General features: G+C 73.2%; 15 protein-coding genes and 2 pseudogenes. 10 read left to right on the top strand and 7 right to left on the bottom strand.

The annotated features are described in order from the left end of the window. Positions 1-125: 125 nt before the first annotated feature. Positions 126-1,106, bottom strand: coding sequence for a hypothetical protein (locus LW587_RS22185; protein ID WP_232631757.1), 981 nt, complete (start codon positions 1,104-1,106; stop codon positions 126-128). A gap of 11 nt (positions 1,107-1,117) precedes the next feature. Continuing rightward, positions 1,118-1,381 (bottom strand): hypothetical protein, encoded by a 264-nt coding sequence (locus LW587_RS22180; protein WP_232631756.1) that lies wholly within the window; start codon positions 1,379-1,381, stop codon positions 1,118-1,120. A gap of 203 nt (positions 1,382-1,584) precedes the next feature. Between LW587_RS22180 and LW587_RS22175 the strand changes: the two genes are divergently transcribed. After that, positions 1,585-4,515: a phosphoenolpyruvate carboxylase gene (locus LW587_RS22175; RefSeq protein ID WP_232631755.1), complete on the top strand. Its 2,931-nt coding sequence runs from the start codon at positions 1,585-1,587 to the stop codon at positions 4,513-4,515. A 110-nt stretch (positions 4,516-4,625) separates the two neighbouring features. On the opposite strand, the gene LW587_RS22170 is transcribed toward LW587_RS22175, so the two are convergent. Next, positions 4,626-4,871 carry a hypothetical protein gene (locus LW587_RS22170; protein ID WP_232631754.1) on the bottom strand — a complete coding sequence of 82 codons (246 nt, stop codon included), beginning with the start codon at positions 4,869-4,871 and terminating at the stop codon, positions 4,626-4,628. Between the two features lie 179 nt (positions 4,872-5,050). Here LW587_RS22170 and LW587_RS22165 point away from each other — a divergent pair, with 179 nt between their 5' ends. The 7 genes from LW587_RS22165 (at position 5,051) to LW587_RS22135 (ending at position 12,836) form a co-directional block, all read left to right on the top strand. Beyond that, positions 5,051-5,245 (top strand): hypothetical protein, encoded by a 195-nt coding sequence (locus LW587_RS22165; RefSeq protein WP_232631753.1) that lies wholly within the window; start codon positions 5,051-5,053, stop codon positions 5,243-5,245. A gap of 11 nt (positions 5,246-5,256) precedes the next feature. Next, entirely contained in the window at positions 5,257-5,607 is a 351-nt protein-coding gene (locus LW587_RS22160; protein WP_232631752.1) for a hypothetical protein, read from the top strand. Positions 5,608-6,073: 466 nt separating this feature from the next. Continuing rightward, positions 6,074-6,553, top strand: a complete 480-nt coding sequence (locus tag LW587_RS22155; RefSeq protein ID WP_232631751.1) for a (2Fe-2S)-binding protein — start codon at positions 6,074-6,076, stop codon at positions 6,551-6,553. Continuing rightward, positions 6,550-8,901, top strand: coding sequence for a xanthine dehydrogenase family protein molybdopterin-binding subunit (locus LW587_RS22150; RefSeq protein ID WP_232631750.1), 2,352 nt, complete (start codon positions 6,550-6,552; stop codon positions 8,899-8,901). Before LW587_RS22155 ends, LW587_RS22150 begins: the two co-directional genes overlap by 4 nt. A gap of 445 nt (positions 8,902-9,346) precedes the next feature. Further along, complete coding sequence (locus tag LW587_RS22145) at positions 9,347-11,017, top strand: methyl-accepting chemotaxis protein (protein ID WP_232631749.1); 1,671 nt, start codon at positions 9,347-9,349, stop codon at positions 11,015-11,017. A gap of 92 nt (positions 11,018-11,109) precedes the next feature. Continuing rightward, positions 11,110-11,505 carry a hypothetical protein gene (locus LW587_RS22140; RefSeq protein ID WP_232631748.1) on the top strand — a complete coding sequence of 132 codons (396 nt, stop codon included), beginning with the start codon at positions 11,110-11,112 and terminating at the stop codon, positions 11,503-11,505. A gap of 182 nt (positions 11,506-11,687) precedes the next feature. Continuing rightward, a complete protein-coding gene (locus LW587_RS22135; protein ID WP_232631747.1) occupies positions 11,688-12,836 on the top strand; it encodes a sensor histidine kinase in 1,149 nt (382 codons plus the stop codon). Positions 12,837-13,020: 184 nt separating this feature from the next. On the opposite strand, the gene LW587_RS22130 is transcribed toward LW587_RS22135, so the two are convergent. Then, positions 13,021-13,311: a hypothetical protein gene (locus LW587_RS22130; RefSeq protein ID WP_232631746.1), complete on the bottom strand. Its 291-nt coding sequence runs from the start codon at positions 13,309-13,311 to the stop codon at positions 13,021-13,023. Positions 13,312-13,439: 128 nt separating this feature from the next. Beyond that, a pseudogene (locus LW587_RS24260) lies at positions 13,440-13,532 on the bottom strand (hypothetical protein); the annotation flags it as partial. Between the two features lie 28 nt (positions 13,533-13,560). Here LW587_RS24260 and LW587_RS22120 point away from each other — a divergent pair. Together LW587_RS22120 and LW587_RS22115 are read left to right on the top strand one after the other, a co-directional pair. After that, positions 13,561-15,327 (top strand): pyrroloquinoline quinone-dependent dehydrogenase, encoded by a 1,767-nt coding sequence (locus LW587_RS22120; RefSeq protein ID WP_232631745.1) that lies wholly within the window; start codon positions 13,561-13,563, stop codon positions 15,325-15,327. A 341-nt stretch (positions 15,328-15,668) separates the two neighbouring features. Then, positions 15,669-15,875 carry a hypothetical protein gene (locus tag LW587_RS22115; RefSeq protein WP_232631744.1) on the top strand — a complete coding sequence of 69 codons (207 nt, stop codon included), beginning with the start codon at positions 15,669-15,671 and terminating at the stop codon, positions 15,873-15,875. A gap of 16 nt (positions 15,876-15,891) precedes the next feature. Here the strand turns inward: LW587_RS22115 and LW587_RS24090 are convergent, their stop codons facing one another. Beyond that, positions 15,892-16,017 (bottom strand): hypothetical protein, encoded by a 126-nt coding sequence (locus LW587_RS24090; RefSeq protein ID WP_269780365.1) that lies wholly within the window; start codon positions 16,015-16,017, stop codon positions 15,892-15,894. Between the two features lie 297 nt (positions 16,018-16,314). Beyond that, positions 16,315-16,555, bottom strand: a pseudogene (locus LW587_RS22110) (hypothetical protein); the annotation flags it as partial.

The following is a 16,555-nucleotide window of genomic DNA, read 5'->3' as shown; positions in this document are numbered from 1 at the left end:
GCGCCAATGCTGCGCGGCGATCCGAACGCGCCGAATTCCGGGTTTGACTTCAGGGTCATCGGGTTCTCACAACACCGCCCCGAAGGCGCCGGCCCCGCCGACCACGAGGACCGCCTTCCGTCCGCTCAGGGGATCGCCCCCTGGGGCAGCGGCACCGCGGGCCCGCGCGGAGACCCGTCCGGGCGCGGCTCGCCCCGGCGGGTCGGCTTGGCGGCCCCGGGATCGGCCTTCTTCGCGTCCTTCGCGGCCTCCCGCGCCTCTTTGGCCGCCGCGGCGGCCATCTCCGCCTCGGTCGGCGTCGTACGGCGGGCCTTGGGGGCGGGCAGGGTCCGGGCCGCGGGGGCACTGCCGCAAGCGCGGAACCGGAACTCCGCCAGGGCCTGCCCGGAATCGGCGTGGATCGGCAGGGTGTCGGGCAGGTTCACGAGGCTGGCGTCCCAGCGGATGGCGCCGCCGATCGTCCCCTCCAGCACCGTCGGCGAGGCGCCGCGGCGCAGGGACAGGAGGTCCGGCCCGTAGGCGGTGGCGACCTTGCCGCCGATCACGACCTGGAGCACGCGGGTCACGTCGGGGGTGAGGGGCCGCAGGGGGTTGTCGATCGTGATCGCCCCCGAGCGGGTCACCCACAGCTCGGCCCCCTTCACCGCCTCCTTGCCGGCGTCCTTGCCCGCTTCCTTGCCAGTGTCCTTGCCAGTGTCCTTGCCCGCCTCCGGGCCGGCCCCTTGTCCGCTCTCGTACTGCACCGCCTGGCCCGGCTCGCAGGCGACGGGGGGCGCCGCGAAGGGTGTGGCGAAGGGCGCGGCGCCGAGCCCGGCGCCCGGCGACGGGCTCGGGATCGGCGCGGGCAGCGGCATCTCCGGAGGGGGGGCCTGGGCCGCCTTGTCCTCGGCGGGCGGCTGGGGCTTCGGCTGCGGCTTGGCCTCGGCTTTGGGACGCGGCTTCGGCTTGCGCTTGGGCGGTGCCTCCGGCGCGCCCTCGGCGGGCGCCTCGGCCGCGGGCGGGCCCGGCTCCCCGCTCGGCTCCTGGGCCGAGGCCGGGAGCGCGAGCACCGTCCAGGCCGCCGCGAATACGGGAGCGAGCCGCCGCATCGAACCCTCGAACCTCACGGTCGTGCGCCTCATGATCGCCCGGGGCGCCCGGCCCCGGACGGCGGCGCGGGCCGGTCCTCCACGGGCGCGGCGTCGAGCACCGGCGCGGCGCGGTCGATCGGGCTCGGCCGGTCGGGGGTGAGGGCGCGGACCATGGCCTCGGTGTTGTCGGCCCATTCCTCCTCCCGCGGCAGGCGCAGCGGCGGCCTGCGGGAGCCCTTCGAGAATCCCACCACGAGGACGAGGGCGAGCAGCGTCGCCGCCACCGCGGCCAGGATCAGGAGACTTTCCATGCCCCACCGACCCTAGACCGGATCGCGCGGGGTTGCACCTGCACCGGTTCGTCGCCCGAGGCGCGGGGCGCGGCCTCGGGCGAGGGCCCGCCGTGACCGGAGGAATCGCGGAACGGGCACGGAACGGTCCTTGCGTCGCGGGCGGAAAGAGTGAGAACCGCGTCGGCACGGTCGAATCCGGTCGCTCACCTCAGGGATGCTCGATGCCGCTCGAAGACCAACCTCGCGATCCCGCCGTCGCCCGGCCCGCCGCCGGGGAACGGACCGGCAGCGCCGTTCCGGGCCGGGAGCTGGAGGCCGAGCTGCTCGCCCTCGTGGCCCAGAGCCGCGAGCAGGCGAGCGAGGACCCGTTCCGCAACCCCGTCCTGGCCGTGACGCTCGCGATCACCCGCCGCCTCGACCGGGAGGAGATCGGCGAGAGCGACCTCGACGCGCTCCTCGCCACCCTGCGCCGCCGGGCGCTGACCGCGCGGGCGGGCCGCCTGCGCGACTATGTCGGCCTCTCGGGCGAGGAGCCCGGCACGCTCGCCGACCTCGCCGGGCGCCTCGTCGCCGCGATCCCGCGGGCCTCCGACGATTTCGAGACGTTCCGCGAGCGCGTCGGGCGCACCGCCTTCGCCGCCGTGTTCACGGCCCACCCCACCTTCGGCATGCCGCGGGCGGTGGCGGAGAAGATCGCCGCGGCGGCCTCCTTGGCCGAGGAGGCCAAGCGCACCCCGCTGCTCGGCGAGGCCGCCGCCCGCTCGACCCGGCCCGATCCCGGCATCAGCCTCGACGACGAGTTCGACCAGGCCTGCGTCGCCGCCAATCACGGCCGCGCCGCCATCGACACGTTCAACGCCGGCCTGCTCGACGCCGCCCGCGCCCGCTGGCCGGAGCGCTGGACCGAGCTCGTCCCCAAGCCGCTGGCGATCGCGAGCTGGGTCGGCTGCGACACCGACGGGCGCACCGATATCGGCTGGTGGGACACCGTCCGCTACCGGCTGATCTCCAAGCGCATGCAGTTCGACCGGCTCCTGCGTGGCCTGCCCGAGGTGCCGTCCGCCCGCGTCGTGCGCGACCTCGTGGAGGGCGCGCGGGCCGCCGTCGAGCGCCAACTCGCGGGCGCGCCTTTGCTGGGCGCCAAACCGTCGCTCGAGGCCGTCCACCGCTTCGCGCTGGCCCTCATCATCGAGCGGGAGCGGGCGCAGACCGATGCCGGGCCGCTGCTGGCCGGCCTCGCCGCGGCGATCGGCGCCACCGAGAGCGACGCGGATCGCCGCGCCCTCGCGGTCCTGCGCGCGGGCGTCGCCGCCCACGGCCTGTCGAACGCCCTGCCGCATTTCCGGCTCAACGCCAGCCAGATCCACAACGCCGTGCGCCGCGTGATCGACCTGGAGGGCGACCCGGCGGATGCGGGGCAGCGCCGCTCCCACCTCGCGGCCATCAACACCCTGCTCAACGACGTGCGGCCGGTGCCGGTGGATTTCGGGGCGCTCGCCGCCGAGCGGGCCTCGGCCGCGCGCCTGATGATGACGATCGCGCAGATCCTCAAACACGTCGACGGCACCCATCCGGTGCGCTTCCTCATCGCCGAGACCGAGACCGGCTACACGCTTCTGGCCGCGCTCTGGCTCGCCCGGCACTACGGCATCTCGGACAAACTCGAGATCACGCCGCTCTTCGAGACCGCGAGCGCCCTCGAACAGGGCATCCGCGTCCTCGACGACGCCCTGCGCAACCCGCATTGGCGCGCCCATCTCAAGCGTCTCGGGCGGCTCTCGGTGCAGTTCGGCTACTCGGATTCCGGGCGCTATGTCGGCCAGCTCGCCGCGACCTTCTGGGTCGAGCGCCTGCGGCGGCGCATCGCCGAGATGATGAGCCAGAACGGGCTGTCCGACATCGAGCTCGTGATCTTCGACACCCATGGCGAGTCGATCGGGCGCGGCGCCCATCCGACCTCCCTGCGCGACCGCCTCGCCTATCTCGCCCCCGAGGACGCGCGGCGGCGCACGGCGCAGGCCGGCATCCGGGTGCGGCTCGAATCGAGCTTCCAGGGCTCGGACGGCTACCTGATGTTCGGGACGGGCGCGCTGGCCGACGCCTCGGTGGCGCGCATCGCCGAGCACGTCTTCGCCGACGAACTCGCCGAGGACGACGCCTTCGCCGACTACGCGATCAACGAGGGCCGGACGGCCTCGCCCGGCGCCGACCCGGTCTACGGGGAGGCCGACTTCGCCTCCGAGTTCTTCAGCGCCGTCCGGCAATCCATGGAGGCGCTGGTCGACGACCGCGGCTACACGGCGCTGCTGGGCACCTTCGGCCCGAGCCTGATCGACCGCACCGGCTCGCGGCCGGTGGCGCGCCAGTCGGAATCCGGGGGGCCGGCGGCGATCACCCATCCGCGCCAGATGCGGGCGATCCCCAACAACGCGATCCTGCAGCAGCTCGGCTTCCTCGCGAACTCGCTGCACGGGGTGGGCCGCGCGGCCCACCGGGCGCCGGAGACCTTCCGGCAGATGCGTCAGGATTCGGTGCGCTTCTCCCGCGCGTTCCGCCTGGTGCAGCACGCCGCCAGCGTCGGCGATCTCGACGTGCTGCGCGCCTATATCGACACCCTCGACCCGGCGGTGTGGCTGGAGCGGGCGCGCCGCACCCGCCGCGACGGGCGGCGGGAGGAGCTCGTCACCATCGCGGCCGCCCTGGAGCGGCTGAACCTCGCCCCGGACCTGCGGCGCCTATTCGGCCGGCTCACCGGCGACTGGCTGTTCCTCCAGACCGCCGCGCCGGACCTCGCCACGATGTCGGCGCGGCTCACCCTGCTCCACGCGATCCGCCTCGCCCTGATCCACCGGATCTGGTTCCTGGCCGCCCATATCCCGAGCTTCCGGCCCCAGGCGGGGCTGACCCGCGAGGCGCTGCTGGAGCGCGTCCTGCGCCTCGACATCGACGGCTGCCTGAAGCTCCTCGACGAGATCTTCCCGGTCACGCCCGACCCGACGCTCGGCCTCAATTTCGGCGAGCCGCCGGGCCCGCGCGACGTCGGCACCTACGAGACCGAGCACAACACCCTGTTCGGCCCGATCCGGCGGACCTTCGAGCGGGTGCGGGAGATCTCGGGGATCATCCAGCACGAGGTCGGCGCCTTCGGGTGAGGCGCGGGGCGGGGAGCGGAGATCAAGAGGCGGCCCGGGAGACCCGAGTCAGGAGTCGGGAGGCTAAGGGGACCGCGTCGGGCGATCGGCCGGCCGGGCAGCTCCCCCGCTCAATGCTTCATGAGGCTCTCGAAGCTCGCATCCGGCTCGACCTTGCCGGCGAAGCGGGCGAGGCGGCTCAGGCTCGGCTCGGCGAGGCCGCCGGCATGGGCGTAGGTGGCGAGCGCGAAGCTCACCAGCAATTCGGCCTCCTCGCGGGTCATCGCCCGGCCGCTCAAGGTGCTGGCCGCGCCGCGCACGGCGAGCACCGCTTGGCGGAAGGCGGGATCGTTCTTCAGTTCGTCCAGGCGACTCATCGGGCGTCCTCGGGGCCGTGCTTTCCGTGTCTCGTTCGTCGAGCGCCTGCGCGCGCATCGCGCAGGCGCCGATTGGAGAGGAAGTTAGGTGAACTCCGCCCGAACGGAATCGTCGCCACCCGCCCCTCGCCGGACCGGCGACGGGCGGTAGATGGAAGAGGGGCGAGAGGAGGCCGGCCATGGACGCGGGCGAGGATACGGACGCGGCTCAGGACGCCGCCACGATCGAGGGCCGCCGCGCGGCCGAGCGCCGCGAGGCGACCGACCAGAATCCCCACCCGGCCGGCTCGCAGGAGCACCGTCGCTGGGCGGAGGGCCACGCCTCGGTGACCGCCCCGGACGCGATCGCCGACGATCTCGCGGATTTCGCCTGAGGGCCGGCCCCATGCGCGTGCTGGAAACGCCGGACGGCCGCTACATCGTCGTCCATGGCCGCCTGTGGCGGCGCCACCGGCCGGACCTGGAGCCGGTGCGCCGCGACCGGCTGATCCGCGACCTCATGGAGGCCCGCCGCGGGGTGCGCGCCGCCAAGCGCTCGGGCGAGGCCACCGCCCTGTCGGAGGCGCGGGCGGCGGTCGATGCGGCCAAGCACGGGCTCGGCGAGCGCGGGCCGGTCTGGTGGACCGACGGCGCCCCCGATCTCAACCGCCGCATGGTCGCCAACACGCCCTATGCCGAGTGGTATGCGGCCCTGCCCGAGGCCGCCAAGGCCGATCCCGACCGTCGCCGGGGCTGAAGGCTCCGCCCCCCCGGCCGGCGACGGGATGCCGCGCGGGGCTGCCGGAATGTCGCCGCCCCAGCCGCCGCCCCATGTGCGCGATCGCACAGACCGTCGTGCCGGACCGTCCCGACCCATCCCGGACGGGCCCGGCCGGCGCCCCCGGGCCGCATCGATCGATTGTCAGGGCCGGCACTTCTGATTTATTCCAGATCATAAATGCAGGCGGAGCCCGTCCCGGGCCCTCGCTCGCCCCGATCCCGGACCGGGCCCAGCCCGGCGGGTCGACAATCAAGAGCCGGACGGACGCGGACCCCGGGTTCGCGCGAACACACCGGCCTCGACGGCACCGGTCCACCCGCCCTCCCGCGCGGGGTTCGGGACCGGTCCCGGCAATCCCATGGGGACGGACAGGCACGATCGGTGGCCGGCGCGGACGCGCTTCCGCGCGGGCGGCCCCCTCCTGAAACGGCAGATGGCAACGATGATGAAACTGACGGTCAACGGAGCCGAACGCAGCTTCGACGGCGATCCCGAGATGCCGTTGCTGTGGTTCCTGCGCGACGAACTCGGCCTCACCGGCACCAAGTTCGGCTGCGGCATCGCCCAATGCGGCGCCTGCACGGTCCATCTCGGCGGCACCGCCGCCCGGGCCTGCATCACCCCGGTCTCGGCGGCGGAGGGCCAGGAGGTCGTCACGATCGAGGGGCTGTCGCCGGACGGCAACCACCCGGTCCAGGCGGCGTGGCGCGATCTCAACGTCGCCCAGTGCGGCTACTGCCAGCCCGGCCAGATCATGCAGGCGGCCGCGCTCCTGAAGGACGCGCCCAAGCCCACCGATCAGCAGATCGACGAGACCATGAGCGGCAACCTCTGCCGCTGCGGCACCTATCCGCGCATCCGCGCCGCGATCCACCAGGCCGCCGGCCAGCCGACGAGCGCCACCCAGGGAGAGCGCCTGTGATTCAGGAAGCCAAGCGGATGGCCGAGCACGCGGCCGACGAGACCATCGCCGCCCCGATCCGGATCGACAATGTCAGCCGCCGCGGCGTCCTCGGCGGCGTGGGCGCCCTCGTGCTCGCTCTCTCGCTGTCGGACAGAGCGAAGGCGGACGAAGGCCAGACCGAAGAGCAAAAAGCCAAAAAATTCGGTGCCGACGGGATGCCGAACGGCTGGCGCGACGATCCCAAGGTCTTCGTGGCGATCGCGAAGGACGGCACCGTCACGGTCACCAACCATCGCTCCGAGATGGGCACGGGCGTGCGCACCTCGATCGCGCTCACCGTCGCCGACGAGCTCGAGGCCGATTGGGCCAAGGTCACGGTGGTCCAGGCCTGGGGGGACGAGACCCGCTTCGGCAACCAGGACACCGACGGCTCGCGCAGCCTGCGCCACTTCTTCCCGCACTTCCGCCATGTCGGCGCGGCGGCCAAGCTCATGCTGATCCAGGCCGCCGCCCAGCAATGGGGCGTGCCCGCGGGCGAGGTGAAGGCCGAGAACCACGTGCTGACGCATGCCAAGTCCGGGCGCACGCTCGGCTACGGCGACGTCGCCGAGGCCGCCGCCGCGCGGCCGGTGCCGGCCCGCGAGAGCGTGGCGCTCAAGAAGCCGGAGGCCTTCCGCTACATCGGCAAGGGCAAGATCGGCCTCATCGACAACCACGACATCACGACGGGCAAGGCGCAATACGCCCTCGATGTGAAGCTCGACGGCATGCTCTACGCCGTCGTCGCCCGTCCGGCCGTCTATGGCGGAAAGGTCGTGTCCTACGACGATGCCGAGACCCTCAAGGTCCCCGGCGTGATCAAGACCGTCAAGATCGAGGGCGGCGAGATCCCGTCCGAGTTCATGCCGCTCGGCGGCATCGCGGTGGTGGCGAAGAACACCTGGGCGGCGATGAAGGGCCGCGAGGCTCTCAAGGTCACCTGGGACGACGGCCCGAACGCCTCCTACGACACCGACGTCTTCCGCAAGGAGCTGGAGGCCGCCGCGCGCAAGCCCGGCAAGGTCGTGCGGGTCTCCGGCGACGTCGATGCCGCGATGAAGACCGCCAAGAAGCGGGTCGAGGCCGAGTACTTCGTCCCCCACCTCGTCCAGGCTCCGATGGAGAACCCGGCCGCGGTCGCCCGCGTCAAGGACGGCGCCTGCGAGGCCTGGGCCTGCACCCAGGGTCCGCAGGCCGCCCATGACCGGCTGATGAAGCGCCTCAACCTGCCCGCCGACAAGGTGCGGGTGAACGTGACGCTGCTCGGGGGCGGCTTCGGCCGCAAGTCGAAGCCCGACTACGTGGTCGAGGCGGCCCTCTGCTCCCAGGCCGTCGACGGCGCGCCGGTCAAGCTCGTCTGGACCCGCGAGGACGACATCCAGCACAGCTACTTCCACACCATCTCGGTGGAGCGGCTGGAGGCCGGGCTCGACGACAAGGGCATGCCGGTGGCGTGGCTCCACCGCTCGGTGGCGCCGACGATCGGCTCGATCTTCGCCCCCGACCCGAAGCACGAGCTGCCGTTCGAGCTCGGCATGGGCCTCGTCAACACGCCCTTCGCCCTCAAGAACGTGCGCCTGGAGAACCCGGCGGCCTCCGCCCATACCCGGATCGGCTGGTTCCGCTCGGTTTCGAACATCCCCCACGCCTTCGCGATCCAGTCCTTCGTGGCCGAACTCGCCCACGCGGCAGGCCGCGACCCGAAGGACTACCTGCTCGACCTCATCGGGCCCGCGCGCAAGATCGATCCGACCGAGCTCGGCGACGTGTGGAACTACGGCGAGGACCCGGCCCGCTATCCCGTCGAGACCGGGCGGCTCCGCGGCGTGATCGAGGCGGCGGCCAAGGGCGCCGGCTGGGGCCGCAGGCTCGCGAAGGGCAGGGGGCTCGGCATCGCCGGCCATTACAGCTTCGTCACCTACACGGCGGTCGCCGCCGAGGTGGAGGTCGACGACAAGGGTCAGGTGAAGGTCCACGCCATCGACATCGCCGTCGATTGCGGGCCGCACGTGAATCCGGAGCGCATCCGCTCGCAGATGGAGGGCGCGGTGGTCATGGGGATGGGCCTCGCGCTCACCTCCAAGATCACGTTCAAGCAGGGGCGCACCGAGCAGACGAACTTCGACAGCTACGAGATCGTCCGCATCGACGCCGCCCCGAAGGCCCTGCGGGTCCACCTCGTGCCCTCGGGCAGCTACGAGGGCCCGCTCGGCGGCGTCGGCGAGCCGGGCGTCCCCCCGGTCGCGCCAGCCATCGCCAACGCGGTCTTCGCCGCGACCGGCCGGCGCGTCCGCGAGCTGCCGCTGCGCGACCAGCTCAGCAGCTGAGTCCCGGCCGTCGATCCCGGCTCCGTCCCGGGATCGGCGGTCCGATGCGCCCCCCAGCCCGGGGGCGAGGGGCAGACGATCGCGCTCGAAGCGCGCCGGCGGCCATGGCTTTTCGTCCCGCGCGCCAGCGTCCACCCCGCGGAGCGATGCCATCATCCGCGCACAACGCAGCAGCGGAGGCCGCGACGGCCCCGTCTTCGCGGGTGCGGCTTGCACCCGCTCCATCCTTCCGCTCGCCGAACCTTGACGATCTTCGGACCGCTCTTGAAGAAGATTGGAAAACCTGGACCTGAATGACAGAATCCGGCCTCTTGTAACCGCTTCCGCGGGGCCCGGATCCGTGCATCTTAGTACATCCGTCATCATCGCCCGGCATCTTCTTACATAGCTCCCGCCTGGCTTCGAATTCGCCTCGGCCGCGGCGCGCGCCCGGGGGTGTCACATCATGTTGACCGTCACCATCAAGAGCCGGCTGATCCTCATGCTGTCGTTCATGGGTCTGCTGCTCCTGATCGCGACGGGGATCGGAAGCCTCGCTCTCGTCTGGAGCAACGCCAGCCTCAAGACGACCTACGAGGACAGGCTCGTGCCGATGAGCCAGTTCCTGGCCATGCGCGACCTCTGCGACACGATCATCGAGACCTCCCGCGGCGCGGTCGAGGGACGCAGCACCCCGAAGGCGGCGGCGCAGGCGATCGCGGCCGGCCTGTCCGACCTGCGCAAGGTCTGGTCCGACTATCTCGCGACCCACCTGACCGAGGAGGAGAAGTCCCTGGCCGGCGTGATGGACGGGCATGTGGCGCGCAACGGGACGATCATCGCCGATCTCGCCGCGCATCTATCCCATGACCGCGTCGACGCCCACGCCGCCGCGCACGAGACCCTCCTGATGCGGATGCCGCAGATCCACGAGAGCATGTCCCAGCTGACCGCCCTGCAGCTTCGCGAGAGCCGTGGCGAGTTCGACCGTTCCCAGGTCAAGGCCGACTGGCTCGGCGGGGCGATCCTGGCCTGCCTCCTGCTGGCCTGCGGCGGCCTCGCCTACGGCGTCCTGACGGTCGTGGGCGGCGTCGCGCGGCCGATCGACCGGATCACCGCGACGATGGGCCGGCTCGCCGGGGGCGATCTCTCGGTCCCGGTCGAGGGCGCCGCCCGACGCGACGAGATCGGGGCGATGGCCCGGGCCGTCGGGGTGTTCAAGGAGGCGATGATCGCTGAGCGCGGCGCCAGCGCGGCCGAGGCCCGCGTCACCGAGGCGACGTCCCGCCGGGCGCGCACCCTCGATCGGGCCACGCGGAGCTTCGAGGACGAGGTCTCCGGCCTGACCCGGGCCCTGGCCTCGGCCGCCCTCGCGATGGAGGCGACCGCCCGGGGCATGGCGCATTCGGCCGCGACCACCACCGAGCAATCGGCCACGGTGGCGAGCGCGGCCGCGCAGATGTCGGCCAACGTCCAGACGGTCGCCGCCGCCAGCGAGGAGATGGCCGCCTCGATCGGCGAGATCGCCGCGCAGGTGGCCCATTCCGCCGGCCTCTCCGACCGGGCCGCGGCGGACGCCGCGCGGACGGACGCGATCATCCGGAGCCTGTCCGACGGGACGGAGACGATCGGCACTGTCGTGGGCATGATCTCCGCCATCGCCACCCAGACCAATCTCCTGGCGCTCAACGCCACGATCGAGGCCGCCCGGGCCGGCGAGGCGGGCCGCGGCTTCGCGGTGGTGGCCGGCGAGGTCAAGCAACTGGCCGACCAGACGAGCGAGGCGACGCGGACGATCTCCGGGCAGATCGGGACCATCCAGAACCAGACGCGCCACGCCGTCGCCGCCATCGCGGCGATCGGCCGGACCATCCTCGAACTGCGCACCATCGCGACCGGCGTCGCGGCGGCGATGGAGGAGCAGGGCGCGGCCACGCAGGAGATCGTGCGCACCGTCGCCCAGGCGGCCCAGGCCACCCAGTCGGTCGCCGGCAACATCCTCGCCGTGCGGGACGTGGCCGGACGGACCGGCGCCGCCTCGGGACAGGTTCTCGCCTCGGCCTCCGACCTCTCCCAGCGGTCCACGCGGCTCGGCGCCACGGTCGCCGGCTTCTTGGCGACAATCAAGGCGGCCTGATCGGACGACGGGCGGGGTTTCGCGGCCGGACCGGCAACCGGAACGCTCCCTCGCGGCTTTCCCCGAGGCATTTGCTTTATGAGGATCCGTCCATGACGCAGGCTGCCCGCGCCGCCCGCACCCTCCGTACCCTTCCGCTCCTCGCCCTCCTCGCCGCCGGCCCGGCCCTCGCCTCGCCCTGCGCCGAGCGGATCGCGGCGCTCGACGGGCGGGCGAAGGCGAAGGCCGGCGAGGCGATCTCGGCCTCGACCGGCGGCAAGACGGTGGCCGCCCATCGCGAGGGCGAGGGCCAGACCGGCACCGGCGGCCAGACCGACCGGCGCGAGGCACCGCCGGAGAAGTCGGCCGAGGCCGGCCAGGGCGGCGATCAGGCCCAGCAGGCCAGGGTCGCCCTCGAACAGGCCCGCACCGCCGACGGCAAGGGCGACGCCAAGGCCTGCGACGAGGCCGTGGGCCGCGCCACCGCGCTCCTCGACGCCAAGCCCTGAGGCACCCTCGGCCCGGGATCGCCGCCGCGCATCGCCGTCGCAGGATTGTCAGGAAACCGGGCGCCCGCGGGGCTTCCCTCGCGGCGTCCGCGCGCGAGGTGTGGTCAGAGCGGGCACGGGCCGCCCGCCGGGCCGTCCGCGCCGGGCGGGCCCGTTCCCCGACGGAAGACGACATCCCGCCCATGACCGAGACCGCGGCGCCGGAAGCGCTCGAACTCCGCTTGCGCCAGCAGGTGCTCCTCTCCGAATTCGGCGTCGAAGCTCTGCGGGCGAGCGCGCTCATGCCGCTCCTGCAACGGGCCACCGAGATGTGCGCCGAGGGCATGCAGGCGCAGTTCTGCAAGGCCCTCGAATACCAGCCGTCGCAGGACCTGCTCCTCGTCTGCGCCGGGGTCGGCTGGGGTCCGGATTGCGTGGGCCGCGCCACGATCGGGGCCGATCTCGCCTCGCCCGCGGGCTTCGCCCTCAAGACCGGCCGCCCGGTCATCTCCAACCATCTCGAGAACGAGACCCGCTTCCGGACGCCGACGCTGATGGCCGAGCACGGGGTCCGGCGGGCGATCAACGTGCTGATCTCCAACCGGGATGGCCATTACGGTGTGCTGGAGGTCGACGACACCCGCGAGGGCGTGTTCGGCGAGGCGGACATCGCCTTCATGCAGGGCTTCGCCAACCTGCTCGGCAGCGCGATCGAGCGCCTGCGCTCGGAGGCGCAGCTCCGGATCGCCCTGGAGCGTCAGGATCTGCTGACCCGCGAGATGAGCCACCGGATCAAGAACAGCCTCGCGGTGGTGGCCGGACTGCTCGCCCTGCAGGTGCGCGGCACCGACAACGCCGACGTGCGCAACGCCCTCGCGGATGCCCGCGCCCGGGTCGAGGCGGTGGCACAGGTCCACGACCAGCTCTGGCGGCTGCCGGACATCACCCGCATCGACGTCGCCGACTTCCTGGGCGCCCTCTGCGGCAAGCTCGCCGAGAGCGCCGGGGCGCATGCGCTCCGCTGCCGGGCGGAGGCGCGCGAGATGCCGGCGGATCTGGCGATCCCGCTCGGGCTGTTCGTGAACGAACTCGTCACCAACGCGATCAAGTATGCCTATCCCGGCGGCCAGGGCGAGATCCGCGTCGAGGCCTTCTCCCGGGACGACGGCGGGCTCACCGTCGCGGTGTCGGACGACGGGGTCGGCCTGCCGGAGGGCTTCGATCCAACGAAGGCCCGCACCAGTCTCGGCATGCGCGTCGTCACCAACCTCGCCCGCCAGCTCGACGGCGCGCTCGTGGTGGTGCCGGGCCCGGGCGCCCGCTTCGAATTGCGGATGGCCGCGCAGGCCTGATACGGGCTCCGCTTGATCAAAGCGGAGCCCGTATCAGGCCTGCGCGGCGTTTGAGCGAAGCCCAAATCCGCCATCCCGAAGGGATCCACCGGATTTGGTACGACGCCCGCGTCCGTTCGTGTCGGACGCAGGGTGGATCCTCGGCCGGCGCCGGGCGGAGTGCCGCCCCCGGCGCGACGGGGACTCAGTTGCCGCCGGGACCGCCGCTGCCGCCGCCGCCGCTGCCCTGGGGCACGGCCCGGGACGGCTGGTTGGCGTTGCCGCCCGCGGCGGAATCGGTCTGGACCGTGTCGGCCCCGGTCGCGCCGCCGGGGATCGTGACGTTGCGGTCGGCCCCGGTGTTGTTCTGGCCGGCGCTGACCGGCGCCCCGGGCGTCGCCTGCGGCGGAGCCGCGGGCGCCGTGGTCTGGGCCGAGGCCGGGGTGAGGCCGGCGAGGCCGAGGGCCAGGGTGCCGGCGAGAATCGAAACGCGCATCGCAAATCCTTCCGTCGCGGCCGGCGGCGCGTTGCGCGCCGGCCGGTCCGTTCGGCAGGGCAACGCCGATCCCTGGATGATGTATCCAGCGTATTCGACAGGCGGGACGCGCGCCCGTAACACCATTGTCAGGGGCCGGCGACGGCTCGGGAGGGCGGCGACGTGACGGATTCGGACCGCGGGACATCGGCACGCGCCAAATCGGCGCCGGCAAGATCAGCGCCGGCAAGATCAGCGCCCGCAAGGTCGTTGTCGCTCGGGGCGGCCCTCCTCCTCGCCGGGAGCCTCGGGGCCGCCGCGCAGGACCCGGCGCAGGACCGGGCGCAGGATTGGCCGGCCTTCGGGCGGACCGCCGCGAACGCCCACCATTCCCCCCTCGCGATGATCGACCGCGGCAACGTCGCGCGCCTGCGTCCCGCATGGATCTTCCAGACCGGCGTCACCGGCTATTTCCAGGCCGAGCCCGTGGTGGTGGACGGCGTGATGTACGTCTCGACCACGGGCAACCACGTCGCCGCGCTCGACGCGAAGACCGGACGGGTGCTGTGGACCTACACCCACAAGGCGCGCACGGAGAAGATTTTTGGGCCGCCCTCGAACCGGGGCGTGGCGGTCGCCGACGGCCTCGTCTTCGAGGCGACCATGGACGGGCGGGTGATCGCGCTCGACGCGAAGACCGGCCGCCTCGTCTGGGACCGGGAGGCGGTGCGCCCGGAGGAGGGCGAGACCGAGACGGCGTCCGCGCTCGCGGCGAGCCTCGGCGACAAGCCGGTCCAGGGATCGAGCCGCCTCGGCTTCAAGATGCCACCGCTCGTGGCCGAGGGCCTCGTCGTCGTCGGCGTCACGGGGGCGGGCTACGGGCTCCATGTCGAGGACGCGCAGGGCGGCCTCGACGGCGGCTCGGTCGTCGGGATCGAGGGCGGCTACGGCCGCCGCGGCTGGCTCGCCGCCTACGATGCCAAGACCGGGGAGGAGCGCTGGCGCTGGTTCGTCACCAAGGAGGACGGCTGGGAGGGCGCCTTCGCCGAGACCACGCCGGACGGCCTCCCGCTCCACCGCGACCTCGCCGCGGAGCGGGCGGCGGCGCCCCATCACCGCGACGCCTGGAAGGTCGGCGGCGGCTCGCTGTGGATGACCCCGGCCTACGATCCCGAACTCGGCCTGATCTTCCTCGGCACCGGCAACCCGGCCCCGCAGAATTTCGGCCTGACGCGCCCGGGCGACAACCTCTACACGATGAGCCTCGTGGCCCTCGATCTGCGCACCGGCCGGCTGCGCTGGCACTTCCAGCAGGTGCCGCACGAGCAATGGGGCTACGACGTGGCGAGCCCACCCTTCCTCCTCGACGCGGCGACACCCCAGGGCCCGGTCAAGGCCGTCGCCCAGGCGAGCAAGACCGGCTTCGTCTACCTGCACGACCGCACGACCGGGCGGCTCCTGTCCCGCTCCGAGCCGGTGATCACGCACAAGAACCTGTTCGCGCCGCCGAGCCCGGGGGGCACGGTGGTGAGCCCCGGGCCGCTGGGAGCGATCTCGTGGCATCCGGTCGCCTACGACGCGGGCCGCGGGCTCGCCTTCGCCCAGGTCCGCCACGGCGCGGCGACCTACACGATCAAGACGGTGCCGGCCTCCGGCACCCGCCCGGAGATCCGCTACACCGAGACGAGCGAGGCGAAGGGCGAGCCCACCTTCTCGACGCTGACGGCGATCGACCTGAGGAGCGGCCAGGTGGCGTGGTCGACGAAGGCCGGCAGCCGGCTCTCGGGCGGCACGCTCGCGACGGCCGGCGGTCTCGTCTTCTCCGGCGAGGAGGATGGGCATCTCGCCGCGCATGATGCGGGCAGCGGCGCGATCCTGTGGCGCTTCCAATGCGGCGCCGGCATCGGCGGCCCGCCGGTCACCTACGCCATCGACGGACGCCAATACGTGGCGGTGGCCGCGGGCGGCGCCTCCTTCACCAAGGCATCGGGCTTCGGCACCGGCGACGCCCTCGTGGTGTTCGCCTTGCCGGATTAGGGACGTGGAACCCGGGACGGCCCCCTGAGCGTCTGGGCGACACCGGCGTCTATCCGAGGGCTCGGCCCCCTGGCCGAAATCCCGGGGCCGGACACCGCCTGACGGGATGGGACGCGACCGAGACGCGACCTCCCGCCACGGCGCCCGTGATCACGCGAGCGGCAGGCTGCCCGGAACGTGGGCGGGAATGCCGCGTTGCCTGCATATCTCGACATCCGAGGCTCGCGCTCCTGGGAGCGGAGCCGGGTGCCCGGACACATCGTCATCGTATCGAGGGAAGCGGATCGGATCGGCCACGCGGCCGGCACGAGACCGATGCTCGCCACCATCGGAGTGAGATCATGACCGACCACACCCCGTCGATCGGCCGGACCCGTCCGTCCGTCTCGAAGCGTCCGGGCCACACGCTGGGTTTCGCGACCCGGATCGGATCGGCGAAGGCCTCCACCGCGCCGGGACACTCGGCCGCCCGGCCCGCGCCCGGCCCGACCGGCCGCGTCGTGGTGCCCGCCAGCGACTTCGAGGGGTTCGGCTCCTTCTCGAGCTGAGCCGCCGTCCGGGCGGTCAGTGCGACAGGCCGCCCGGCCCCCGGCGCATGCCGGCCGAGAAGTTCCAGCGCCAGCCGAGCAGCACGACGAAGCCGGAAAAGGCGGTGGCCGAGGCCATGATGGCGAGCGCGAGGTGATCCATGCCCGCCGCTTAGCGACCGCGGCGCGCCAGGGCCACGGAGCGATCCGCCGCAGCCGTGAGGATGCGCCGGACCTGGTACGCGGATGCCTCACCGGGCCCGCGACGGCGGCGCGCTTCCTCTCGTCCCGACACCCGCCCCCTGCCGCGCTTCCGTGGCGGCGCGCGTCCCGCCACGGTGTGGCCGCGGCGACCGGAGGCGGCGTCGCGCCCGTGGCAGCGCCGACGCGGCCTGACGCGGGTCGGCTCGGCCACACGCAACCGGCGTCGCAGAGGGTCGGGGAATCGACCGGGGACGGATCAGCCCTGACGGTCGCCGCCGAAGCCGAGACCACGGATCAGGTCGCCGATCGGATCGATCCGGTTCTCCGGCGCGGGCGCAGGCGCCACGGCCGCCTGCGGCGCGGCGACGGGCGCCCCCGCACCCGGCGTCGCCAGCCCGGCCTGCCGGGTCCGGGCGGCCCGCTGGACGACCTTCCGCCGATGCGGCGCGGCCGCCTTGCGCGGGGCGGGCGCCGGGACGGCCGCCGCGACCGGAGTG

The organism is Methylobacterium sp. Leaf118 (assembly GCF_920984675.1).
Lineage (GTDB): Bacteria > Pseudomonadota > Alphaproteobacteria > Rhizobiales > Beijerinckiaceae > Methylobacterium.
Note: the sequence above shows the minus strand (reverse complement) of the source record. Positions and strands in the feature narration are given on the sequence as shown.

Excerpts from the sequence above, each read along its gene's own strand:
- LW587_RS22115 (WP_232631744.1), top strand. The coding sequence starts at position 15,669 with ATGACCGACCACACCCCGTCGATCGGCCGGACCCGTCCGTCCGTCTCG.
- LW587_RS22180 (WP_232631756.1), bottom strand. The coding sequence starts at position 1,381 with ATGGAAAGTCTCCTGATCCTGGCCGCGGTGGCGGCGACGCTGCTCGCC.
- LW587_RS22170 (WP_232631754.1), bottom strand. The coding sequence starts at position 4,871 with ATGAGTCGCCTGGACGAACTGAAGAACGATCCCGCCTTCCGCCAAGCG.
- LW587_RS22145 (WP_232631749.1), top strand. The coding sequence starts at position 9,347 with ATGTTGACCGTCACCATCAAGAGCCGGCTGATCCTCATGCTGTCGTTC.
- LW587_RS24090 (WP_269780365.1), bottom strand. The coding sequence starts at position 16,017 with ATGGATCACCTCGCGCTCGCCATCATGGCCTCGGCCACCGCCTTTTCC.
- LW587_RS22165 (WP_232631753.1), top strand. The coding sequence starts at position 5,051 with ATGGACGCGGGCGAGGATACGGACGCGGCTCAGGACGCCGCCACGATC.
- LW587_RS22140 (WP_232631748.1), top strand. The coding sequence starts at position 11,110 with ATGACGCAGGCTGCCCGCGCCGCCCGCACCCTCCGTACCCTTCCGCTC.
- LW587_RS22130 (WP_232631746.1), bottom strand. The coding sequence starts at position 13,311 with ATGCGCGTTTCGATTCTCGCCGGCACCCTGGCCCTCGGCCTCGCCGGC.
- LW587_RS22155 (WP_232631751.1), top strand. The coding sequence starts at position 6,074 with ATGATGAAACTGACGGTCAACGGAGCCGAACGCAGCTTCGACGGCGAT.
- LW587_RS22135 (WP_232631747.1), top strand. The coding sequence starts at position 11,688 with ATGACCGAGACCGCGGCGCCGGAAGCGCTCGAACTCCGCTTGCGCCAG.
- LW587_RS22160 (WP_232631752.1), top strand. The coding sequence starts at position 5,257 with ATGCGCGTGCTGGAAACGCCGGACGGCCGCTACATCGTCGTCCATGGC.
- LW587_RS22175 (WP_232631755.1), top strand. The coding sequence starts at position 1,585 with ATGCCGCTCGAAGACCAACCTCGCGATCCCGCCGTCGCCCGGCCCGCC.